Origin of the sequence: Mesorhizobium sp. M1C.F.Ca.ET.210.01.1.1 (genome assembly GCF_004791585.1) — a bacterium.
Lineage (GTDB): Bacteria > Pseudomonadota > Alphaproteobacteria > Rhizobiales > Rhizobiaceae > Mesorhizobium.
In genome coordinates this window covers 18,141-41,200 of sequence record NZ_SRUU01000014.1, presented here as the reverse complement: position 1 = coordinate 41,200, position 23,060 = coordinate 18,141, and the positions used below count along the sequence as shown (strand labels likewise).

Annotated in this window: 21 protein-coding genes and 1 tRNA gene; 10 read left to right on the top strand and 12 right to left on the bottom strand. The window is 64.7% G+C overall.

Annotated features, from left to right (window positions below):
* Positions 1–37: 37 nt before the first annotated feature.
* Positions 38–1,171: an ornithine/lysine decarboxylase gene (gene odc2 / locus EN853_RS17250; protein WP_127859199.1), complete on the bottom strand. Its 1,134-nt coding sequence runs from the start codon at positions 1,169–1,171 to the stop codon at positions 38–40.
* 540 nt (positions 1,172–1,711) lie between these two features.
* Here odc2 and EN853_RS17245 point away from each other — a divergent pair.
* The 4 genes from EN853_RS17245 to EN853_RS17230 all read left to right on the top strand — a co-directional run bounded on the left by EN853_RS17245 (position 1,712) and on the right by EN853_RS17230 (position 5,826).
* Positions 1,712–2,911 carry an amidase gene (locus EN853_RS17245; protein WP_127859200.1) on the top strand — a complete coding sequence of 400 codons (1,200 nt, stop codon included), beginning with the start codon at positions 1,712–1,714 and terminating at the stop codon, positions 2,909–2,911.
* Between the two features lie 3 nt (positions 2,912–2,914).
* A complete protein-coding gene (locus EN853_RS17240; protein WP_127859201.1) occupies positions 2,915–3,814 on the top strand; it encodes a LysR family transcriptional regulator in 900 nt (299 codons plus the stop codon).
* A gap of 125 nt (positions 3,815–3,939) precedes the next feature.
* Entirely contained in the window at positions 3,940–4,608 is a 669-nt protein-coding gene (locus EN853_RS17235; RefSeq protein WP_127859202.1) for a DUF1007 family protein, read from the top strand.
* A 6-nt stretch (positions 4,609–4,614) separates the two neighbouring features.
* Positions 4,615–5,826 carry a nickel/cobalt transporter gene (locus tag EN853_RS17230; protein ID WP_127859203.1) on the top strand — a complete coding sequence of 404 codons (1,212 nt, stop codon included), beginning with the start codon at positions 4,615–4,617 and terminating at the stop codon, positions 5,824–5,826.
* A 15-nt stretch (positions 5,827–5,841) separates the two neighbouring features.
* On the opposite strand, the gene denD is transcribed toward EN853_RS17230, so the two are convergent.
* The 4 genes from denD to EN853_RS17210 form a co-directional block, all read right to left on the bottom strand.
* Positions 5,842–6,816, bottom strand: coding sequence for a D-erythronate dehydrogenase (denD, locus tag EN853_RS17225; protein WP_127859204.1), 975 nt, complete (start codon positions 6,814–6,816; stop codon positions 5,842–5,844).
* A 2-nt stretch (positions 6,817–6,818) separates the two neighbouring features.
* On the bottom strand, positions 6,819–7,025 hold the full coding sequence (locus EN853_RS17220) for a hypothetical protein (protein WP_127859205.1): 207 nt from the start codon (positions 7,023–7,025) through the stop codon (positions 6,819–6,821).
* Between the two features lie 45 nt (positions 7,026–7,070).
* Positions 7,071–8,072 carry a cation diffusion facilitator family transporter gene (locus EN853_RS17215; protein WP_127859206.1) on the bottom strand — a complete coding sequence of 334 codons (1,002 nt, stop codon included), beginning with the start codon at positions 8,070–8,072 and terminating at the stop codon, positions 7,071–7,073.
* Between the two features lie 66 nt (positions 8,073–8,138).
* Complete coding sequence (locus EN853_RS17210) at positions 8,139–8,825, bottom strand: GNAT family protein (protein ID WP_127859317.1); 687 nt, start codon at positions 8,823–8,825, stop codon at positions 8,139–8,141.
* 101 nt (positions 8,826–8,926) lie between these two features.
* On the opposite strand from EN853_RS17210, the gene EN853_RS17205 reads away from it, so the two are divergent.
* A complete protein-coding gene (locus EN853_RS17205) occupies positions 8,927–10,111 on the top strand; it encodes a pyridoxal phosphate-dependent aminotransferase (protein ID WP_127859207.1) in 1,185 nt (394 codons plus the stop codon).
* 172 nt (positions 10,112–10,283) lie between these two features.
* On the top strand, positions 10,284–10,733 hold the full coding sequence (locus EN853_RS17200; RefSeq protein ID WP_210234800.1) for an SHOCT domain-containing protein: 450 nt from the start codon (positions 10,284–10,286) through the stop codon (positions 10,731–10,733).
* A gap of 27 nt (positions 10,734–10,760) precedes the next feature.
* On the opposite strand, the gene EN853_RS17195 is transcribed toward EN853_RS17200, so the two are convergent.
* Positions 10,761–11,513, bottom strand: a complete 753-nt coding sequence (locus EN853_RS17195) for an SDR family oxidoreductase (RefSeq protein ID WP_127859319.1) — start codon at positions 11,511–11,513, stop codon at positions 10,761–10,763.
* A gap of 277 nt (positions 11,514–11,790) precedes the next feature.
* Complete coding sequence (locus tag EN853_RS17190) at positions 11,791–12,519, bottom strand: tellurite resistance TerB family protein (protein WP_127859208.1); 729 nt, start codon at positions 12,517–12,519, stop codon at positions 11,791–11,793.
* Positions 12,520–12,706: 187 nt separating this feature from the next.
* On the opposite strand from EN853_RS17190, the gene EN853_RS17185 reads away from it, so the two are divergent.
* Positions 12,707–13,066: a nuclear transport factor 2 family protein gene (locus tag EN853_RS17185; RefSeq protein WP_127859209.1), complete on the top strand. Its 360-nt coding sequence runs from the start codon at positions 12,707–12,709 to the stop codon at positions 13,064–13,066.
* 17 nt (positions 13,067–13,083) lie between these two features.
* On the opposite strand, the gene EN853_RS17180 is transcribed toward EN853_RS17185, so the two are convergent.
* The gene (locus EN853_RS17180; RefSeq protein WP_127859320.1) at positions 13,084–14,013 is read right to left on the bottom strand and encodes a rhodanese-related sulfurtransferase; all 930 of its coding nucleotides are present in this window, start codon (positions 14,011–14,013) and stop codon (positions 13,084–13,086) included.
* A 261-nt stretch (positions 14,014–14,274) separates the two neighbouring features.
* On the opposite strand from EN853_RS17180, the gene EN853_RS17175 reads away from it, so the two are divergent.
* A complete protein-coding gene (locus EN853_RS17175) occupies positions 14,275–14,913 on the top strand; it encodes a 2-dehydro-3-deoxy-phosphogluconate aldolase (protein WP_127859210.1) in 639 nt (212 codons plus the stop codon).
* A gap of 65 nt (positions 14,914–14,978) precedes the next feature.
* Here EN853_RS17175 and EN853_RS17170 read toward each other — a convergent pair whose 3' ends face one another.
* Positions 14,979–15,728, bottom strand: coding sequence for an SDR family NAD(P)-dependent oxidoreductase (locus EN853_RS17170; RefSeq protein WP_127859211.1), 750 nt, complete (start codon positions 15,726–15,728; stop codon positions 14,979–14,981).
* A 187-nt stretch (positions 15,729–15,915) separates the two neighbouring features.
* On the opposite strand from EN853_RS17170, the gene EN853_RS17165 reads away from it, so the two are divergent.
* On the top strand, positions 15,916–16,809 hold the full coding sequence (locus EN853_RS17165; protein ID WP_127859212.1) for an AraC family transcriptional regulator: 894 nt from the start codon (positions 15,916–15,918) through the stop codon (positions 16,807–16,809).
* 74 nt (positions 16,810–16,883) lie between these two features.
* Here EN853_RS17165 and EN853_RS17160 read toward each other — a convergent pair.
* The 3 genes from EN853_RS17160 to EN853_RS17150 all read right to left on the bottom strand — a co-directional run bounded on the left by EN853_RS17160 (position 16,884) and on the right by EN853_RS17150 (position 20,814).
* Positions 16,884–16,957 (bottom strand) — tRNA-Gln (locus tag EN853_RS17160).
* An 85-nt stretch (positions 16,958–17,042) separates the two neighbouring features.
* Positions 17,043–18,893 (bottom strand): DUF882 domain-containing protein, encoded by a 1,851-nt coding sequence (locus EN853_RS17155; RefSeq protein WP_127859213.1) that lies wholly within the window; start codon positions 18,891–18,893, stop codon positions 17,043–17,045.
* A gap of 379 nt (positions 18,894–19,272) precedes the next feature.
* Complete coding sequence (locus tag EN853_RS17150) at positions 19,273–20,814, bottom strand: sigma-54 dependent transcriptional regulator (RefSeq protein ID WP_127859214.1); 1,542 nt, start codon at positions 20,812–20,814, stop codon at positions 19,273–19,275.
* Positions 20,815–20,958: 144 nt separating this feature from the next.
* Here EN853_RS17150 and EN853_RS17145 point away from each other — a divergent pair, with 144 nt between their 5' ends.
* A complete protein-coding gene (locus EN853_RS17145; RefSeq protein ID WP_167524504.1) occupies positions 20,959–22,797 on the top strand; it encodes a M3 family oligoendopeptidase in 1,839 nt (612 codons plus the stop codon).
* Positions 22,798–23,060: the final 263 nt, after the last annotated feature.

Sequence of the window (23,060 nt, the reverse complement as noted above, 5' to 3'; positions counted from 1 at the left end):
CCCACCTGGGATGATCTGAGCGACTCTTGCGAACCGGTCAGATCACGTAGGATCGGAGAGGCTCGAAGCCGTTGAAGGCGACCGCCGAATAGGTGGTCGTGTAGGCTCCGGTGCCCTCGATCAGCACCTCGTCGCCGATGGTCAGCGACAGGGGCAGCGGATAGGGCGTCTTCTCGTAGAGCACGTCGGCCGAATCGCAGGTCGGGCCGGCGAGCACGCAGGGCACGGTCTCCGAGCCGTCATGCCGGGTGACGAGCGGGTAACGGATCGCCTCGTCCATGGTCTCGGCGAGGCCGCCGAACTTGCCGATGTCGAGGAACACCCAGCGCACATTGTCGTTGTCGGCCTTCTTCGAGATCAGCACGACTTCCGACTTGATGACGCCGGCGTTGCCGACCATGCCGCGGCCCGGCTCGATGATCGTCTCGGGCAGCGCGTTGCCGAAATGCTTGCGCAGCGCCGAGAAGATCGCCTGGCCATAGGCCTGCGCCGCCGGCACGTCCTTCAGGTAACGGGTCGGGAAGCCGCCGCCCATGTTGACCATCTTCAAGACGATGCCTTCCTCGGCGAGCGTCGCGAACACCTTCTTGGCGTCGCCCAGCGCGCGATCCCAGGCCGTGAGGTCCGTCTGCTGCGAGCCGACATGGAACGACACGCCATAGGCGTCGAGGCCGAGGCCCTTGGCATGGCGCAGCACGTCGACGGCCATCGCCGGCACGCAGCCGAACTTGCGCGACAGCGGCCATTCGGCTCCCTCGCCGTCGGTGAGGACGCGACAGAACACGCGCGAGCCGGGGGCGGCGCGGGCGATCTTCTCGACCTCCTCGACGCAATCCACCGCATAGAGGCGGATGCCGAGTTGGTAGGCGCGCGCAATGTCGCGCTCCTTCTTGATGGTGTTGCCGAAGGAAATGCGGTCGGCCGGCGCGCCGGCGTCCATCGCCATCTCGACCTCGGCAACGGATGCGGTGTCGAAGGACGAGCCCATCGCAGCAAGCAGGCGCAGGATCTCCGGCGCCGGGTTTGCTTTCACCGCATAGTAGATCTTGGAATCGGGCAACGCCTTCTCGAAGGCGCGGAAATTGTCGCGCACGACATCGAGGTCGACGACGAGGCAAGGGCCATTCGGGCGTCGGGTGGCGAGAAAGTCAAGGATGCGCTGGGTGGCCATCGAGGTCTCTCCATCTGCGCCTTTCGGCGCGCACAAAGGCTACGGAACGCGGGCACTCAGCCTCGCGAACTCGCGGTGGACAAAGGCGGGACGGAAAATCCATGGAACCAGCCGGTGGAGACCCCGGAACCATGAATCGCCGTCTCGCGGCGGTGAACCTGGCCTTGCCCGGCCTCGGTTCTCTTTGTCTGCCTTGGCTTGGATGGGAGAACCCCGTCCGCACTACAGGCAATGAAGGTGTGCCTCTTCAGTAACCCCGGTCTTTGGACGACCGGCAGACACCAGAAAGGCCCGCACCGTCGTTGCTTCAAGGTGTCCTCGGTCTTGTGGTTGGCCACTGACCGACTGGAGGGGTTGGCTCCAGTTACCTTACCGATTGCCCTCACCATTCGAGGATCGGCGGACACCCACAGGCACGTGCGACTTTGGGCAAGCGCGATATAAGAGCGAAGAGTTTCACAATCAATAAAAATCGTAGGCGCCGGTTGTAAAAGTTCCGGCATCGAACAATGTTTGTGGACTGTATCCGGAAATCGAACGATGCCAGGAACCCACGGCCCTCTGAACGCCTTCCTCGATCTGAGCCAAATGCCCGTGGCCAATGCGCAATTGGGCCCGCTTGCCGGCCTGCGCCTGGCCGTCAAGGACATTTACGACGTCGCCGGCTATCGCACCGGTTGCGGCAACCCGCGCAAGTTCGAGGAGGCTCACACCGCCTCGCGGACGGCCGACGCCGTGCAGATGATTCTCGATGCCGGCGCGCGATTCGTCGGCAAGACACAGACCGATGAGCTTGCCTTCTCGCTGTTCGGCCAGAATTCGCATTTCCCGTTTCCAGTGAACCCGGCAGCGCCCGACCGTGTCACAGGCGGCTCCTCCTCCGGCTCGGCGGCGGCAGTGGCCGGCGGGCTGGCCGACATCGCCATCGGTTCCGATACCGGCGGCTCGATCCGCGCGCCGGCGAGCTTCTGCGGCCTGATCGGGCTGCGCACCAGCCACGGGCGGATCTCGCTCGAGGGCGCGATGAAGCTGGCGCCGAGCTTCGACACCTTCGGCTGGTTCGCCGACGACATCGAGACCTACGAGGCGGTCGGCAAGCTTTTGCTGGGCCGCGATCGTCATCAGCATGCGCTCAACCGCCCGCTGTCGATCCGCCGGGTCGATGCCTTCGTCGCCGGGCCGGCCGAAGCCACCGAATATGCGCGGATGAAGGCATTGGCTGCCGACGTCGTCGGCGAGCCGGCCGAGACCGAATACGCTTTCGCCTCCTTTCCGGACGACCTTTATTGGTGCTTTCGCCGGTTGCAGGCGTTTGAAGCCTGGCAGGTGCATGGCGGCTGGATCTCGGCAGGCAACCATGGCCTTGGACCCGGTGTCGACGAGCGTTTCGGCTTCGGCCGCACGATCGATGCCGCGATGGTCGCCGCCGAGACCGAACGCAGGCAGGCCTTCCGTTCCGAGCTCGGGGCCCTGCTCGGCAACAACGGCTTCCTCGTTCTGCCGACCGTTCCCGGCGCGGCGCCGCTCGCCGCGAGCACGCCGGAGCAGTTCCAGGCCTATCGCGAAAGGGCGCTGCATCTTTTGTGCCTGGCGGGCCTGTCGGGTTTCCCGCAGATCACCTTGCCACTCGGTTCCGTCGACGGCGCGCCCTTCGGCCTGTCGCTGCTGGGCCCTTCCGGCAGCGACGTCGCTTTGATACGGCTCGGCCGCAAGATTCTCGACGCGGCACGAAAGGTCTGACCCATGGACACATTGACCCGCATGCGCGCCTTCATCGACGTGGTCGAGGCGGAAGGCTTCTCGGCCGCCGCGCGCAAGATCGGCCGCTCGAAGGCGCTGCTGTCGAAATATGTGCGCGAGCTGGAGGACGAGCTCGGCGCACTGTTGTTGAACCGCACCACCAGGCAGTTCTCGCTGACCGAAGCCGGCCACACCTATTATCAGCGCGCCTCGGAGATCGTGCGCGAGGTCGACAGCCTGGCCGATGCGGTGCGCGAATCGTCCGGCGACGTGCGCGGCCGCATCAAGCTCTCGGCGGCGCGCACCTTCGCCGATGCGCCGATAGGACAGTCGCTGATCGACTTTGCCAAGCAGCACCCCGACATCGTGCTCGACATCCACCTCGACGATCGTTTCGTCGACCTGGTCGAGGAAGGCTTCGATGTCGCCGTGCGCATCTCGCGGCTCGAGAACTCTTCGCTGATCGCCAGGCGCCTGGGACCGTTTTCGATCAAGCTTTGCGCGTCGCCCGAGCTGATCGCAAGGCATGGCATGCCGACGCGTCCGCAGGACCTTTCCAGCATGCCCTGCATCGTCGACACCAATGGCCGCTCTCTAGCCAACTGGCGCTTCAAGGGTGACGGCGAGGATTCGGTCAGCGTCACGGTGTCGGGTCCGATCGAGGTGAACAGCCCGATGGCGGCGAGAGCCGCCGCCGTTTCGGGCCTGGGGTTCACCATCCTGCCGGATTTCATCGCCGCCCCTGACGTTGCGAGCGGCCGGCTGGTGACGGTGCTCGACGACCGCATTCTCTCCGGCAGCGGCATCTTCGCCGTCTATCCGCACCGCCGCTACCTGCCCGCCAAGGTCCGCGTCTTCGTCGATTTCCTGGTGCACTGGTTCAGGACGCGCGACGGAGCGTGATGCATGTCGCCCAGAAGGTTACGGGACGACGACACCGGAACAGTCGCATAGCGAGTGTCCCAATTTCGCCCCCTTTATGCTAACTCTCGGGCTTCACCCCCGAAGTTGATGGAATGCGGCCCAGAATGCACCTGAAACGGCAAGCAACCATGCTGGCTTCGGCCTTTGCGGCCACGTTTGCCGCAGTCGAGCCGGCCGAGGTGCACCCCCACGTCTTCGCCGAAGCCCGCCTCGACGTGATCCTCAGCGAGGATCACCAAAGTGTGACGGCGCTGCGCCACCTTTGGCGCTTCGACGATCTTTTTTCGAGTACGGTGATGATGGAGTTCGACAAGAACTCCGATCTGAAGCTTGACGACAAAGAGCTCAAGGACGTGGCCGACACCGTCCATTCCTCGCTGGCCGAATTCAACTACTTCCAGCTCGTCACGCAGGACGGCAAGGACGTGCCCATGGTCCCGCCGCCGCATCTGATGGCGAACTTCGACAACGACCAGCTGATCATCCTGTTCGAGTCGCAGCCGAAGACGCCGATCAAGCTCGCCGGCAAGATCGACATCGGCGTCTATGATCCGACCTTCTACACGGCGATCGACTTTACCGACGACGCCAACCTGACCGTCGATGGCCTGCCCTCGACCTGCACCAAGAAGGTCATTCGCCCCGATCCCGACGAAGCGATCAAGGAAAACCAGAAGACCCTGACGGAAGCTTTCTTCAACGATCCGACAGGCACCGACATGAGCAAGATCTTCGCCACCAAGCTCGAACTGAACTGTCCGCCAGAAGGATAACCGGTGATGAAACCGTTGCTGCGCTTGGCGCTCGGCCTTGCGGCCGCCACCCTGGTGATCACCCATCTGCCCGGCGTCGCCCATGCCCAGAGCTCGCTCGGCATCGGCACCAATGACGGCATGGCGCCCAGCTCGACCGGCCCGTTCGCCCATATCCTGATGTGGATCAACCTGCGCCAGCAGGAATTCTACCATTCGCTGGCGGCCGCGATGAAGGCGATGCGCCAGGACGGCAGCAAGCTCTGGCTGCTGGTCGGCCTTTCCTTCGCCTATGGCATCTTCCATGCCGCCGGTCCCGGCCACGGCAAGGCGGTAATCTCGTCCTACATGGTCGCGAATGAAGTGGCGCTCAGGCGCGGCATCCTGCTCTCCTTCGTCTCGGCGCTGCTGCAGGGGCTGACGGCGGTCGTCGTCATGGTGCTCGCCTATTTCGTGCTGCGCGGCACCGCGGTGTCGATGACCGATGCGGCGTGGTTCCTCGAAATCTCGAGCTTTGTGCTGGTGACGTTGTTCGGCGCCTGGCTTTTGTGGCGCAAGCTCGGTCCGTCGATCCTGCGCCTGCTCGGCAGGGCGCCCGCCTACAGCCTGTCGGCGGCCCATGCCGGCCATTCGCATGGCGGGCACTCGCATGCTCACGCGCATTCCCACGCCGATCATTCCCACGCCCATTCGCATTCCGCGCATGCCCACTCGACGCATTCCCACGCGCTGCACGCGCATCACGACCATGATCATGCCGCGCGTTCGCATGCGCACAGCCATGAGGCGCATGATCACGACCACGCGGCGCACGACCAGGATCACGCTGGGCATCATCACCATGGCCCGGGCGAAGTGTGCGAGACCTGCGGCCATTCGCACGCGCCGGATCCGGCGCTGCTTTCAGGCGATCGCTTCGACTGGAAGACCGCCTGGTCGGCGGTGGCCGCCGTCGGCATCCGTCCGTGCTCCGGCGCGCTGATCGTGCTGAGCTTCGCGCTGCTCAACGGGCTTTGGCTGGGCGGCCTGCTGTCGGTGCTGGCGATGTCGATCGGCACCGCGATCACCGTCTCGGCGATGGCGACGATCGCGGTGACAGCCAAGAACTGGGCGGTCTATCTCGCCGGCGACGGCCGCATCGGCAACTGCATCCACTCGATCGTCGAGATCGGCGGCGCGGCCTTCATCTTCGTGGTCGGCCTGCTGCTTCTGTCGGCCAGCCTGACGGGCGGCGCCTGAAGCCGACGGCACCTTTCAGGGAATCTTGCCGCCCAGTTCGTCCTCGATGTGGGCAAGGATGATCTCGTCGAAGCTGCTTTCAGCTTTGAAGCCAAGCTCCCTCGCCTGTCTGGCCTCGAACCGCGTCGGCCAGCCCTTGACGATCGCCCAGATCGTCTCGTCGGGCTGCTCGCGGATACGCCTCGCCACCTCGGGGCCGGCGATGCGCTCCAGCGCCTCGATCTGCTCGCCGACGGTGGCAGCCACCCCCGGCATGGTGAGATTGCGGCGCGGCCCGATCGCGTTGCCGTCGATCTGCGCGGCGTGGATCAGGAAATTGACGGCGGAGCGTGGGCTGGCATGCGTGTGCAGCACCGAGCGCGGCACCGGCAGGATCGCTTGCTCACCGCTCAACGGCTCTCGGATGATGCCCGAGAAGAAGCTCGACGCCGCTTTGTTCGGCTTACCCGGGCGCACGCAGATGGTCGGCAGCCGGATGCCGACGCCGTCGAAGAAACCCCGCCGCGTATAGTCGGCAAGCAGCGCTTCGCTCATCTGCTTCTGCGTGCCGTAGGAGGTGAGCGGCGTCGGGTGGAACTCGTCGGGGATGACATCGGGGAACGGCGCGCCGAACACCGCGATCGACGAGGTGAAGACGAGGCGCGGCGCAAAGCCCGCCAGCCGCACGGCATCGAACAGCGCGCGCGTGCCGTCGAGATTGACGCGGTAGCCGAGATCGAAATTGGCTTCCGCCTCGCCGGAGACGATGCCGGCAAGATGGAAGATCACGTCCGGGCGCGACGCGACCAGGCTTGCCGCCGCCCCGGGGACAGCGAAGTCGCCGGTGTGGATGGAAACCTTCACACCGTCGATCGCCGGCGCCAGCGCCGGCACGATATCATGCAGATCGAGCGCCGTGATCTTGCGGCCGGCGAGTGTGCCGTCCTTGGCCAGCCTTGCGATCAGCTTGCGGCCAACCATGCCGGCAGCACCGGTGATCAGAATTCTCATCTTCAGAGACCCTTCTTGCGCTGGCTGCGTCCGCGCAGCCACAGGACAACGAACAACGCCACCATGAAGATCGCGGCAACCAAGGCTGCCAGGATCGTCGAGATCTTGCCAACGGCCAGCATGATGGTGGGCAGGAAATAGGCGGCGAGGCCAAACAGGAGCAGTATGCAGGCGGCGGCGATCGCCGCATTACGCGTCTCGCGATCCATCACTCACCCTTTTCGTCCGAGGCAGTTCAAAAGTCATCCCCCGGCTCAGTGATAGAGACGGCGATCGCGTGGCGCGTCATGCGCATGGTCGAGATCGTGATGGTGGCCGTGCTCGTCATGGCTGTCGGCGCAGAGCCCGAACTCGGGTTCGACCGTTGCATGGTCGATGCCGTGCTCGGCGGCAAGCCGCTTCTTGATGGCGCTCACCGCCGCATGCGGATCGACGCCGTCATTCAGGCAGGCATGCAGCGTCGCCATGTTGCTGGTGCCGTCAAGCGACCAGACATGCATGTGATGCACCTCGCGCACGCCCTTGACCGTGGCTTCCAGATCCTTGGCGATCAGGTCGCGGTCGAGGCTCGCAGGCACGCCTTCGAGCAGGACATGGGCGGATTCCCGCATCAGCGACCACGCCGTCGACAGGATCAGCAGCGACACCAGGACGGAAAGGATCGGGTCGATCGGCGTCCAGCCGGTTGCGAGGATGACGAGCGCTGCCGCGATTGCCGCGGCCGAGCCAAGCAGGTCGCCCAGCACATGCAGTATGGCGCCGCGCATGTTCAGGCTCTCGCGGTCGCCGCCATGCAGCACGAAGAAGGCGGCGATGTTGACCATGAGGCCGGCGACCGCCACCACAAGCATCGGCCCGCCCAGCACAGGCGCCGGGTGCATCAGCCGCCCCCAGGCCTCGTAGACGATCCACAGCGCGATGGCGAAGATGGCGATGCCGTTGGTGTAGGCGACCAGCGTCTTCACGCGAGCAAAGCCGTAGGTGAGACGACCGGTCGCCGGCCGGCCGGCGAGATGGAAGGCATACCAGGCAAGGCCGAGCGCGATCGAATCGGCGAGCATGTGACCGGCGTCCGCAAGCAGCGCCAGCGACCCGGTGAGCAGGCCGCCGAGCGCTTCGGCAACCATGAAGCCGCCGGTCAGGCAGGCCGCGATCAGCACACGCCTCTTGTCGGTCGAGCCATGCACGTGGCCGGGCCCGTGGCCGTGGCTATGACCCGCCGCGTGCGGGCCGTGGTCATGTGAGCCGTGCGCCATCGCGGAACTCCTGTTACCCACCATGATCTCGCCCAAAACCGGTTTCCCACTTTTCGGGATCATGGTCTACGCGCCGAACTCGGCGCGGAAATCCTCGAGCCGCCGCTTCTGGCGGCCCTCGCCATCGAAATTCGCCGGATCGAGCCAGGCCTCATAGGCCCTGCGCAACGCCGGCCACTCCTTGTCGATGATCGAATACCACGCCGTATCGCGGTTTTCGCCCTTTACCACAAGATGCTGGCGGAAAATGCCTTCGAACCTGAAGCCGAAGCGTTCGGCCGCGCGCTTCGACGGCTCGTTGCGGTTGTTGCATTTCCATTCGTAGCGGCGATAGCCGAGCTCGTCGAAGGCGTATTTCGTGAACAGGAACTGCGCTTCGGTCGCCTGCGGCTTGCGCGAGATCAGCGGTCCCCAATAGATGTTGCCGATCTCGATGACGCCGTTGGCGGCATCGATGCGCATCAGCGTCTGGCGTCCCGCGACCTTGCCGCTCGCCTTGTCGACGACGGCGAAGAACAGCGGATCCTCGCTCGCCTCGACCCTGTCCAGCCATGGCTGGAAAGCGGCGCGGGTTTGCGGCGGATAGTCCGGCAGGTAAGCAAAGCGGCCGCCGACATCCGGCACCGACGATGCCTCGTAGAGCCCGTCGCCATGCTTTGCCGCGCTCAACGGCTCGAGCCTGACGGTGCGTCCCTCAAGCGTCTTGCGTTCCGGACGCGGGCGCGGCTGCCAATCTTTCAGATTTTCCGACACCCCAATATTTTCTGACACCGGGAACTCCAATCTGTTTGACTTTTATGAACGGACGCTCACAAAAACGCTCGCCAACAGAAAGAACCACAGGGACGGGAAAAATGCTCCACACGATCGCGGCCTTCGACCGTCTCGGCGAGGAAAATGCGTTTGCGGTGCTGGCGCGAGCCACCGCGCTTGCCCATCAGGGCCGCGACATTATCAATCTTGGCATCGGCCAGCCCGACTTCAAGACGCCGCAGCACATCGTCGAGGCGGCGATCAAGGCGCTGCGCGACGGTCATCATGGCTACACGCCGGCCAATGGCCTGCTCGCCACCCGCGAGGCGGTGGTGCGTCGCACCCTGACCACCACCGGCGTCGAGGTGTCGCCCGAAAACGTGATGATCCTGCCCGGCGGCAAGCCGACCATGTTCGCGGCGATCCTGATGTTCGGCGAACCGGGGACGGAGATCCTCTATCCCGATCCCGGCTTTCCGATCTATCGCTCGATGATCGAGTTCACCGGCGCCGCGCCTGTTCCCGTGCCGATCCGCGAGGAGAACGGCTTTGCCTTCTCGGCGGAAGAGACGCTGGCGCTGATCACGCCGAAGACCAGGCTGCTGATCCTCAACTCGCCCGCCAATCCGACCGGCGGTGTGACGCCCCGCGCCGAGATCGAGAAGCTGGTCAAGGGCCTGGAGAAGCACCCTGACGTCGCGATCCTCTCCGACGAGATCTACGACGTCATGACCTATGACGGCGAGACGCATTTTTCGCTGCTCAACTTTCCGGAAATCCGCGACAGGCTGATCGTGCTCAACGGCTGGTCGAAGACCTGGGCGATGACCGGCTGGCGCATGGGCTGGTCGATCTGGCCGAACGGCGAAAAGGGCGCTTACCTCTATGACAAGGTGCGCAAGCTCGCGGTCAACTGCTGGTCCTGCGTCAACGCGCCGAGCCAGTATGCCGGCATCGCCGCGATAGACGGCCCGCAGGACGATGTCGAAAAGATGATGCGGGCTTTCGACAATCGCAGGAAGATCGTGGTCGAGGGCCTGAATGCGCTCCCCGGCATTTCCTGCATCACGCCGAAGGGCGCCTTCTATGCCTTCCCCAACGTGTCGAAGACCGGCTGGAAGGCGAAGAAGCTTGCCTCGGCGCTGTTGGAGGATGCTGGCGTGGCCTTGATCGGCGGCCCGGACTTCGGCGTGCTCGGCGAAGGCTATGTCAGGCTTTCCTACGCCAATTCCGAAGAGAACATCCTGCGCGCGCTGGAACGGATCGAGGCGTTCCTGGCGAAGTGAGCTTCCCCCGCTCGTCGGGGTGGCGAACCAGGCGGATTCGCCAAGCGGCACCGGGTCGGTCGAGATGATCATCTCGCTCGGACCTGCTCTCGTGAGCTGCCCGCCCTAAGCGTGTCCATCAAGCGCTTGTTCGCGATGATGCGGTTGGTCGTCGCAAGCATCGTTGCCGCAAATGAACGAGCGCAAATGCAGGCGTTTGATCTGGCGCAAAATGCCAGGCCGCCTGGCGGCGTACAATGAGGGCGATCAACGATGGGGCAAGCCCATGCGGAAAAACCTGATGAAATCAGCCGCGACGATCAGCGCGATCCTGGCAATTGCGCCCGTTGCTTCATGGGCACAGGCACAGCCGGATGCCGACAGGTATGCCTATGGTCCCGGGATGATGTGGTGGGGCGGAGGTTGGGCGATGATTTTCGGTCCGTTGTTCATGATCCTCTTTTTCGTCGTGCTGGTAGCAGCCGTCCTGCCTCTCGCTCGCTGGCTGGGTGGACCCGGCGCGGTGCCAACTCATCACTCGCTGCCGGGCCGCACGCCGCTTGACATTCTCAAGGAGCGCTTCGCGCGTGGTGAGATCGACAAGAACGAGTTTGAGGAGCGGCGGCGGGTGCTCGGCGAATAGACACTCCGTTCGACTGGCGCTCGGAGGCTATCCGCGCCCGACAAACGGCATCTTCGTCGCCATCACGGTCATGAAAAGCACGTTGGCGTCGAGCGGCAGGCTCGCCATGTGAAGCACCGCATCGGCGACGCGCTGCACGTCCATCACCGCTTCGGCGGCGATCGAGCCGTTGGCCTGCGGCACGCCAACCGTCATCGGCTGCGCCATCTCGGTCAGCGCATTGCCGATGTCGATCTGGCCGCAGGCGATGTCGTAGGGCCGGCCATCGAGCGCCAGCGTCTTGGTCAGCCCGGTGATGGCGTGCTTGGTCGCCGTATAGGGCACCGAGCCCGGGCGCGGCGCATAGGCCGAGACCGAGCCGTTGTTGATAATGCGGCCGCCCATCGGCTTTTGCCGGCGCATGACGCCGAAGGCGGCGCGGGCGCACAGGAACGAGCCGGTGAGGTTGACGCCCACGACATCGTTCCACACTTCGACCGGTATCTCGTCGATCAGCGTCGACTTGTAGCCCATGCCGGCGTTGTTGAAGAGCAGGTCGACGCGTCCGAACGCCTCCACCACCGTTTCGAACATGTCCTCGACTTCGCCTGGCTTGCTGATGTCGCAGGCAACCGCAAGCGCCCTGGCGCTCGTCTTCCCGGCTTCGGCGATCGCCTCTTCGAGCACCTTTTTGCGCCGCCCGCAGAACACGGTGTTCCAACCAGCCTTGAGCAGCGTCGTGGCGACACTCTTGCCGATGCCGGTGCCAGCGCCGGTAACGATGGCGGTTTTCTGTGTCATGGCGGTCATCGTCGTCCTCCTCCCCGGTCATTTCCGGAAGAAGACGTGGCATCGCAAATGATAAGGGTCGTGGCAAGCGGCCCTTGCCGACAAAAAACGAGCGCGCCAACAAAAGGAAGGGTCGACAAAAAGGGCGGTCATTGGCGACCGCCCTGATCTGAACCGCGCTTGGGAGGAGGAAAAGCCGGTCCGACTGCTTAGAATGATGCGCTTGCTGGGTTAACGAAAGATTAACAACCGGCAAGGCGCCGCAAGCGCGTTTACCAACTCGGATTTGTCAGCGCGGATTAGACACGGTTCCAGCCGTCGCCTTCGCCGCCGACACCGTCGCCTCGACGTGATCGACCAGCGCGTCCGGCAGGCCGAGCCGGCCGGCGAGCAAATCGAGATAGCCGCGCTCGGTGCGGGTGTCGGGATCGATGGTGAGGCGGGAGGCGGTGTAGAGCTCGAGCTTCTGCGCATCGGTCTTGGCGCTTGCGACCAGCGCATCGAGGTCGAGCGGGCGTTCGAGTTCGGCCATCAGGAACGTTTCCGCTTCCGCGCCGATGCCGGCAAGTTTCAGCTTGTCGGCGATCTTCCGCCGCTCCTCGTCATCGACATGGCCGTCCGCCTTGGCGGCCGAGATCATCGCCCGCACCAGCGTCAGCGTGAATTCGGCCTCGCCTTGCGGCGCTTGCGATGGATCAAAGGCCGTGTCGGCCGGCGGCGGCAGCAGTTCCGGCTCGCCGGCGGCCGGCGTCTGTGCCGGTTCGGCGCCGTTCTTGTAGTTCTGGTAGGCCTTGTAGGCGAGGCCGCCAATAGCCGCCAGGCCGCCGAGCTTGATGGCGGCTCCCGTTACCTGCCGTCCGGTACCTGTGCCGAGCAGCACGGCGGCGAGCGCGCCGGCGGCAAGCGGATTGTCCTTCGCCATCTGCACCGCCTGCCCAGCCTTGTCGCGAACGGTCGATCCCGTGCCAGGAATTTGCGAGCCGAGAAGGTCGTCGAGCAGCTTCTTGGGGTCGAGCATCAATGCCTCCAGAATTGGCCCGGCCGAATGCGCCCGGGCGGGGTTTCGGACCGGCAAGACGTAGGCCCCGCGCATTGACATTACAATGACGGGCGCATGTTTTGGCCTGATGCCTGCGTCGGGACGGAAGCCGATGTGTCGAACGCAACCAGCACCCCAGCGGGCAGTTTGCGAGGGAGCAAGTTGAATGTCGGATGCAGTCAGCCGCGAACCAGCGTGCGATCCCCAGGATCTCGAGCGCATGCTGATCGAGCGCCAATGGGCAGGGGATATCGAGGGCATGCTGGCGCTTTTCGAGCCCGACGCCGTCGTCGACAGCGGTGCCGGCGAATTGATCCGCGGCCGTGGGGCCATGCGGGCGCTTTTCGAGAAAGGCTTGGCCGAGGGACGCAAATTCCAGCGCGGCGAGCAGCGCCCTGCCCTCGTCAACGGCGATCTGGCGCTCACATCGACGAAACTACCCGACGGCAGCATTACGAGTGAGGTCGCCCGCCGGCATGCCGATGGAACCTGGCTCTGGGTGATCGACCGCTATTCGGTGACCTGAGCTTCCGGCAACGCGCCTCAGCTTCCGATATGGCGCCTGCCGCCCCGCGCCTGTGCCAATTCCACCTGGCGATGGCGCTCGGCGTAGCGGGCGCGGTCCTCGTCCGAACGCGCCTCAAAGCAATGCGGGCATGAGACGCCTGTCGTATATTTCGGCGACAGCCTCTCCTCGACGGTCAGCGGATGCCGGCAGGCGCGGCAGAGTTCGGCCTCCCCTTCGGCCAGACCATGCGACACCGATACCCGCTCGTCGAAGACGAAGCACTCGCCCTGCCACAGGCTCTCTTCGGCCGGCACCTCCTCGAGATATTTCAGGATGCCGCCCTTGAGATGGAACACTTGCCTGAAGCCAAGCGACTTCACGTAGGCCGTCGCTTTCTCGCAGCGAATGCCGCCCGTGCAGAACATCGCCACCTTGCGGCCTTCGAGTTCATCCTTGTGCTCTTCGACCCAGGCCGGAAAATCTCGGAAGCTGGCGGTCTTCGGATCGACCGCGCCCTTGAAGGTGCCGATCGACACCTCGTAATCGTTGCGCGTGTCGATGACCAGCGTATCGGCATCTGAGATCAGCGCATTCCAATCGGCCGGCGCGACATAGGTGCCGGCGCTGGTCGCCGGATCGATATCGTCGATGCCCATGGTGACGATCTCGCGCTTCAGCCGCACCTTCATGCGGTGGAACGGCATCTCGGCGGCGCTGCTGTATTTGACTTCCAGGGCGGCAAGCCCTTCGATCGCCTGGAGGTGATCGATCAGCGCGGCGATCGCTTCCTCGGCGCCGGCGACGGTGCCGTTGATGCCTTCACGCGCCAGAAGCAGCGTGCCCTTGATGCCGCGTCCGCAGCAGAAGGCGGCGAGCGGCGCGCGCAGGGCCTCGTAGCCGTCGAGCCGCGCGAATTTGTAGAGCGCGGCGACGCGGATTGGCTGAATTTCCTTGGCTGTTGTCATGGCCATGCCATAGAGCAATTCCAGGAAAAGTGTGAAACGGTTTTCCGTCAGGAATTGCGTAAACCAAAAAAGAGAGAGCGGTTTGCCGTTTCCGTGAAACGGTGAACCGCTCTAGACCGTGGTGAAAGCGGTTTCAAGGCAGAGAAAGTTCGAGTGCCTCGCGCGATCGGCTGCGTGACATCGCGACACGCCTGCCTTCGTGGACTTGGGATACCCCTTCTGCTAATCGGTTGAAATCGATCGGAACGGAGAGACAAGCCAATGACCAGCAAGACCGAAAAGCTCCTGTCGCTCCTCAATGGCCAGCCGGTCATCCCGGTGCTCAAGATCGCCAACGTCGCCGATGCCGTGCCGCTGGCGCGGGCGCTTTCGCGCGGCGGCCTGCCGGCGATCGAGATCACGCTGCGCACCGCCGACGCGCTCGAAGCGATCCGCCGCGTCGCGGCCGAGGTCGATGACGCAATCGTCGGCGCCGGCACCATTCTCGATGCGAAGCAGTTCGACGAGGCGGCAGCGGCCGGCTCGCAATTCATCGTCAGCCCCGGCATCACGAGCCAGCTTCTGGACGCTGCGAAGGACAGCCCCGTGCCGCTGCTGCCCGGCGCCATCACCCCCGGCGAGATCATGGCCGCGCGCGAAGCCGGCTTGCGCTTCCTGAAATTCTTCCCGGCCGAGCAGTCCGGCGGCATCGCTTCGCTGAAAGCTTTCGCATCGCCGCTCGCCGACGTGAAGTTCTGCCCAACCGGCGGCATCACGGCCAAGAATGCCGCCGACTATCTCAGCCTGCCCAACGTCATCTGCGTCGGCGGCTCGTGGGTCGCGCCGGACGATCTCATCAAGGCCGGCAAATGGGACGAGATCGAAGCGCTGGCGCGTGAGGCGAGCAAGCTGGCTAAGTAATTCCAGGTGAAGTGGATACCGGTTTTCCGTCCGGAAGTGCGTCAAATCAGACGTTCCACCTGCGCTCACCAAGGCAGCGGACCGTTTTCGTCGAAATAGCCGCCGGTCGGCCCGCCGGCATCCAGCGTCGCCAGGCGCACGACGATCTCGGCCGCCTGCTGCACCGTGCGGTGGCCTTTGTGCCCGTTGAGGTCCGTCGCCGTGTAGCCGGGAGCGGCGGCGTTGACCATGATGCCGCGTGGCGCAAGTTCCCTGGCAAAGGCCACCGTGATGGCATTGAGCGCGGTCTTTGAGCTGCCATATCCCATGACATTAGGGGATTGGCTTTCGCCGGCCGCTCGCGCGATCGACCCGAGATAGCTGCTGACCATGACGACGCGGGCTCCGGATGATGCCAGGAGCAGCAGCAGGAATGCCTGTGTGACGCGGACCGGACCGAAGACGTTGACGTCATAGATGGCCCTGATGTCGGCGATGTCCTCCCGGCTCGGCGGCCGCTCGTAGCGGCCGTCCGGGCCAAGTGCATCGACATATCCGGGCGCGATGCCGGCATTGTTGACCAGCACATCGAGGCTGGACACCCGCGCAGCTATGGTCTGGGCCGCGGCTGCGACGCTCTCGTCGCTGGTGACATCGAGCTCGAGCCACTCGACGTCGGAGCCCTCACCGCGCAACGCTTCCGCCGCGGCCGCGCCACGCTGGGCGTCGCGGGCGCCCAGCCAGACTTTGAACCCCAGCGCGGCCAGTCGCCGCGCGGTCTCGAGGCCGATGCCCTTGTTGGCGCCGGTCACCAGCGCGTTCTTCCGTGTCGTCATGTCCTTGGTCTCCGTTGCAGAGCCTAGAGATGACGTGGAACGGCCGGTTTCGCGCGCCGGAAGCTCTCATGCTCTTGCCTAATCCTCTCGGGTGCGTGCACTTGCGCGTACCTAGGTGCGCGCTTGCGCGTCACCAGGTGCGCACCTGTGCGTTGCGCGGCTCGCGCCGATCGGCAATGCTGCGACGATGGATGAAGCACTGCGGGAATTGATAGCGATCGCCGGCCGGCATGCGCGGGGACGGCGGACGAGTACGGCCGTTCCTCGCGTCACCATCGGCCGCAGCGAAGTTCCGACACCGCCGCTGCCCGAGCTGTGCCAGCCGACGGCCTTGTTCGTGCTGCAGGGCACGAAATCGGTGCTGATCGGCGACCGCACGCTTCGCTACAGCGCCAGCAGCTGTTTCGTCTATGCGGTCGAGACACCCGCCACCAGCCAGCTGATCGAGGCGAGCGCCGCCCACCCCTACATGGCCATCGCCTTCAGGCTCGATATCGAACTGATCGCCACTTTGCTCATCGAATACAAGCCGGCGGCAGGCGGCGACAGCTTCGCGACCTATCCCGCCGATGACGAGCTTATCGACGCATGGCGCCGGATGCTGCGGCTGCTCGACCGGCCGGACGAGATCCCGGTGCTCGCACCCATGCTGGAACGGGAGATCGCATTTAGGCTGCTGCAAGGCCCGCAAGGCGAAAAGCTGCGCCAGCTTGCACGCGCCGACGGACGCCTGTCGCAGATCCGCCGCGCCACCCAGTGGATACGCGCGCACTACAACGAACCGATCGATGTGACGGAGCTGGCCGCGCTCGCCCATATGAGCAACGCCGCATTCCATCGCCACTTCAAGGCGGCGACAGCCATGAGCCCGATCCAGTATCAGAAGCAGGTCCGCCTGCTGGAGGCCCGCCATCTGCTGATCGCACAGCCGGGCAGTGCCGCGCGCGTCGCCTTTGCCGTCGGCTACGAAAGCGCTTCGCAGTTCAGCCGCGAATATGCGCGCCAGTTCGGCCTGCCTCCGGCGCGTGACGCCGCGCGGCTCCTGGCGAGGGGCGAAGCGCCCGCGCTGGAGGTCGACTAGACCGCCTCCAGCGCATGACGAACCTGGCCAGCTTATGCCGACCGGGTAAGGGCTTGGAAACCACGACCGCCGACTGGTTCCCGCTCATGGATTCGAACCACGATTCACGCCTTCAAAGGGCGCTGTCCTACCATTAGACGAAGCGGGAGGGCCGGTCGGTCAAATACGCCGCCAGGGATGAAAAAGCAAAGCCGCGCTGTTATCCGACAACGCGGCCTTTACTGGCGGGCTGGTTACTTCGTCTGGAAGCGGGCGACCGAAAGGAACTTCACGGCGTTGCCGGTGAACCGGCTGGCATCCGGCGTCTGCGGGTCCGTCTGGAAGCCGGCCGTGTAGACCTCGCTCGGCGGCGTGTGCACGATGTTGTAGGCATAGCGCGGCGCCGTCGTCGGGTCGGAGACGGTGGCGATGTTCGCGCCGCTGCCCAGCGCCCAGCGCGCTGCCTGCGGCGGCGTCGCCACCACCATCGCCTTCGGGCCGGGCTTCAAGTCGCTGGCACCGGCTCTGGCCTCCTTGCGCGTCGTCTTCACGCCGGCGCCGATCGCCTGCGCCGGGTCGGTGCCGGCCGGGCGGGCGGCGATGGCCCCACGCGGCGAGGCGGCATCGAGCCCGGACGGATCGTTGAACGCCGAGCGCGGCTCCGGCGCTGTCAGCGAAGCAACCTCATATTCGGCCCCGCTCGCACCGGCTGCGGTGGTCGCGCTGGCCTGTTCGAGGACAGCCTTGATCTCATCCGGCTTGCCCGCGTCGGGCCGCGCGGTCGGCAGCACCGAGAAGGCATCGGTAGCGCTCTTGTCCCGCGAGGCCGTTTCCGCCAGCGCCAGAAGCACGCTCTTGTCCTTGGACGTCAATTCAGCCGGCGTGGAGCGGTCGGGACGCCAGGTCGGCAACGGTATGTTGTTGACTGCCACCTGGACAGGATCCGCCGCGGCCTGCGCCGCACCGCCGGCGGCGTCAGCCATGCCGAACGGCACATTGACCGGAGCATGCGCGGTCGCGACCGCCTGCTCGGTCGTGGCCGAGGCGTCCGCAGTGGCGAACGGCACGTTTTCAGGCGTCTGCTGGCCGACATCGGCCTTCGGCCTCGGCGCGAAGGCGGGCAGAGGAACCTCCTTCGGCGGCAGCGCGGCGATGATGGTCTCAGGCGTGTCCTGCTGCGGCTGCGAATCGTCGGAGCTGTCGTCGGCGATCTGCGGGATGTTGGCGCGCTTGGCGTCCTGCGGCGCGACGATCGCGATGCCCGGCAGGTTGCTGCTCTTGGCCGCCGCCAGCTGCTTCACAGCCTTCGGCCGCGGCGCGGGTTCGGCGCTCGCGACATCGGCGCTATCGTCGGCCTCGTCGTCGCCGCCGCCAAACCAGGCGGCAAACAATCCGCCGGACCGCTTGGTCGAGCCGCCGGCGCTAGCCAGCTCGATATTGGGCGTGCCGGCACCCTTGCGCGCCTTGTAGGCGGCCAGAGCCTGCTCATAGCCCGGCAGCGGCCGGCCGTCGCTCGGGACATGCAGCGTCTTGCCATTCGGGAAAAGGCTGACCAGTTCCTGGCGGCTGATGCCGGGCCAGTGACGCACATTGCCGACATCCATGTGGACGAACGGAGAACCCGAAGTCGGATAGTAGCCGACGCCGCCGCCCTGCATCTTGAGGCCGATGTTGCGCAGCTTCTTCAGCGGCACGCCGGGAATGTAGAAGTCCATCGCCTTGCCGAGCATATGCTGGCTTTTCTCGGCAACGCCGCGGCTGCGGCTGCGCAGCATCGCATTGGTCGACGGCGAGCGATAGCCGCAGACCACCTGGATGTAGTCGGTCGCTCCGCTCTGCCGATAAGCTTCCCACACCAGGTCGAGCAGCCGCGGATCCATCTTGGTCGGCTCGTTGCGGCGCCAGTCGCGCAGGATGATGTTGATCTTGCGCAAGCCCTCAGGATCGTAGCGGCCATTGCGCTTGTAGACGATCTCGGCCTTTTCGTGCGTATGCAGGTGATAGAGCTTCAGCGTACGGATTTCGGCCTTCGCGCCGGAGACGGCTGCCGAGAGGAACCCGACGGCCAAAATCACAAACGTCAGCCACCTCGGCCAGACGCTCATGTGAAAATGCCGCCCGTTTGTGTGTCGTTCGACTTGGTTCAAATCAAAAGGCCTTGCAGGCTGCCGTTTGTCCCCGGATTTGCCCAAACGGATGCGTGGTTCTCACATCCGAATATCGATCCTAATGGTTAATCATCGCTTATTGAAGCCGAAATGCGGTAACACCGTGGCGATATCCCGTCAAAAATGATGCACCGCGTTTCGTGGTAAATCACTGGTTTAGATCGAGAATTCGGCTCAAACCGAAACACGATCTGTTACCGTTCGCCTCAATGCGTGATCGCCAGCGCGTAAGTCACTGGAAAAAAGCGCCTTCCAACCGAAAAGCGACAATTTGACTCGGATTTTAAGCTGGCAGGCTGGGCCGGCGCCTTGCAACTCAGGAGGCAAGCCGGTCGAGGCGACCCGCTTCGGGGTCAATGCCATATTCCTTCAACTTGCGGTAGAGCGTCGAGCGTCCGATGCCGAGGCGGCGCGCCACCTCGCTCATCTGGCCGTTGTAGTGGTCGATCGCAAGCTTGATCATCTCGAGCTCGACGTCGGCCAGCGCCCGCACATTGCCGCGCTCGTCCAGGGCTCTCAGCGTACCGAAGCGGGGCTGCAAACGCGCCGGCACCTCGGCCTCGGGCAAGGCTGCGGCGGCTCCGCCGGAGGCGGCCTGATCGCTCGCCTGCGGCTCATCCGCGACCGGCGCGAGGGCCAACGTGGGCTCGGCATCCAGCTTCACCGTGCCTTCGACCTGTGCGCGGATCTGCGGGAATTCCTCTTCGGTCAGCAATTCGCCTTCGGCGAGCACGGACGCCCTGAACACGGCATTTTCCAGCTGCCGGATGTTGCCAGGCCAGTCATAGGCCTGCAGCATCGCCAGCGCCTTGGCCGATATGCCGGTGAGGCGATGGCGCGGATCGGCCGGCGCCACCTTATCCATGAAGTGCCTGACCAGATAGGGGATGTCCTCGCGCCGGTCGCGCAACGGCGGCACGAAGATCGGATAGACGTTCAGCCGGTAGAACAGGTCCTCGCGGAACTTGCCGTCCTTGACCTGCTGCAGAAGGTTGCGGTGCGTCGCCGAGATGAGCCGGATATCGACCTTGACGGTCGAACGGCCGCCAACCGGGTCGACCTCGCCCTCCTGGACGGCGCGCAGCAGCTTGACCTGGACGTCGAGCGGTAGGTCGCCGATCTCGTCCAGGAACAGCGTGCCCGAATGCGCCTCGACGAATTTGCCGGTGTGCTTGTCGGTGGCGCCGGTAAACGAGCCCTTCTCATGCCCGAACAGGATCGATTCGACGAGATTGTCGGGGATGGCACCGCAATTGACGGTGACGAAGGGTTTCGAGCGGCGGTCGCCGCTGCCCTGGATCGCACGCGCCACCAGCTCCTTGCCGACGCCCGACTCGCCTTCGATCAGGATCGGTATGTTGGAGGCCGCCGCCTTCTGCCCGAGGCGGATCACCCGGTCCATCGCCGGGCTGCGCGTGATCAGGTCCTTGAAGGTGAGATGGCCGCCGCGCCGCCGCGAGGTGCGCTTCATCTCGTCCTCGACCGCCTCGACCTTCAAGGCGTTGGAAATCGATGTCTGCAGCCGGTCGGGCGAGGCCGGCTTGACGACGAAATCGAAGGCGCCGTGACGCATCGCCGAGACGACGGTCTCGATGCCGCCCTGCGCGGTCTGCACGATGACCGGCAGGTTGATGGCGCGCTCGCGCATCGCCTTCAGGACGCCGATGCCGTCGAGACCGGGCATGACGAGGTCGAGGATGACGACCGACACATCGCGCGCGTTCGGTCCGTCGAGCACGTCGAGACCCGCCTCGCCGCCATCGGTGACGATGGCGCTGTGGCCGAATTTCGTCACCGCCGCCTCGAGCAGCCTGCGCTGCACGGGATCGTCATCGACTATGAGTATGGAACCTGTCATGACTGTTTAAGTTGTTCCGCCCGAGAAATCCCCATGGATCATCTTGGCACAGGGTTCTAAATAAGGTTTCAAAAAACCCGGTGAACGAATTCCTTAGGATTTGACCGGCTTCTCCTTTCCCCTTGGTCCTGGAAGGTATTTTTGATGCGCGTGATGTTTGGTCGGCGGCTTGCGGCGTCTGCGTCTGGTCAGGGCGCGGCAGAGCTTGGCGACCTGCCGGAGTGGAATCTCGCCGATCTCTATTCCGGCATGGAAGCGCCGGAGCTGAAGCGCGACATCGCCCGGGCGGCGAGCGATGCCATTGCCTTCGAGGCCCGCTGGAAGGGCACATTGGCCGCCGAGGCCGGGCGCGGCACCGCCGGCCGGCTCGGCGCGGCGCTGAAAGACTACGAAGCGCTGGAGGAACTGATCGGCCGCATCGTCTCCTATGCCGGGCTGGTCTATGCCGGCAACACCGCCGATCCGCAGCGCGCAAAGCTCTATGGCGACGTCCAGGAGAAGATGACCGATGCCAGCGCGCATCTCTTGTTCTTCGCGCTCGAGCTCAACCTGATCGACGACGCGGTGATTGAAAGCGCGCTTGCGGCCGACGCCGCCTTCGCCCACTACCGTCCGTGGGTGCTCGACCTCAGGAAGGACAAGCCCTACCAACTCGAGGATCGCGTCGAGCAGCTGTTCCATGAAAAGTCGGTCACCGGACGCGGCGCCTGGAACCGCCTGTTCGACGAGACGATGACCGACCTGCGCTTCGATCTCGACGGCGAGGAACTGACGCTGGAGCCGGCGCTGAACCGGCTGCAGGACGCTGACGGCGATGTGCGCCGCCGCGCTTCCGATGCCCTCGCCGCGACCTTCCGCAAGAACCTCAGGACCTTCACGCTGATCACCAACACGCTCGCCAAGGACAAGGAAATCTCCGACCGCTGGCGCGGCTTCGAGGACATCGCCGATTCACGCCATCTCGCCAACCGCGTCGAACGCGGCGTCGTCGATGCGCTTGCGGCCGCCGTGCGCGAGGCCTATCCGCGCCTGTCGCACCGCTACTATCAGATGAAGGCGCGCTGGCTCGGCATGGAGGTGATGAACCATTGGGACCGCAACGCGCCGCTGCCCGAGACGCCGCAGGCGGTGATCCGCTGGGACGATGCCAGGGACACGGTGCTGTCGGCCTACCAGCGCTTTTCGCCGCAGATGGCGGAGATCGCGCGGACCTTCTTCGACCGCAAGTGGATCGATGCGCCGGTGCGGCCGGGCAAATCGCCCGGCGCCTTCGCCCACCCGACCGTGCCTTCGGCCCATCCCTATGTTCTGCTCAACTACATGGGCAAGCCGCGCGACGTGATGACACTGGCGCATGAGCTGGGTCACGGCGTTCACCAGGTGCTCGCCGCCGGCCAGGGCGCGCTGATGGCTTCGACGCCGCTGACCTTGGCCGAGACGGCCTCCGTCTTCGGCGAGATGCTGACTTTCCGCTCGCTGCTCGACCAGACCTCCGACAAGCGCGAGCGCAAGGCGATGCTCGCCCAGAAGGTCGAGGACATGATCAACACCGTCGTGCGCCAGATCGCCTTCTACGAGTTCGAGCGCAAGGTGCATGCCGAGCGCCGCAACGGCGAACTGACCTCCGACAGGCTCGGCCAGTTCTGGCTGGAGGTGCAGGCCGAGAGCCTGGGCCCGGCGATCAAGCTGCGGGACGGCTACGAGGTCTTCTGGACCTACATCCCGCACTTCATTCATTCGCCCTTCTACGTCTACGCCTATGCCTTCGGCGACTGCCTGGTGAACTCGCTCTATGCCGTCTACCAGAATGCCGAGCGCGGCTTTCAGGACAAGTATTTCGAGATGCTGCGCGCCGGCGGCACCAAGCATCACTCGGAGCTTCTGGCGCCCTTCGGCCTCGACGCAACGGATCCCGCCTTCTGGCAGGTCGGCCTTGGCGTGATCGGCGCCCTGATCGACGAGCTGGAGGCGCTCGACAAATGACGGGGTGTTTCGCCCGGCGACGTGGACCAGAATAATTTAGCCGGAACGCATATTTTGGGCAGCTCTATTCTTGTCCTAAATACCTGTTCTCCAACAACTCTCCGCGGCATTTTTCAATTAGCTTTCCGCAGGCCATATGATAGCGTCCGGCCTCAAGCTCAGCCGGACGCATCGCCAAGGCCAGAGATGGCCTTCGCGGCGCTTCGGCGAATGCGATGACGGCCGTCGGCCATAGCCGGAGGAGAGCCAAGCGCCGGTAGCTC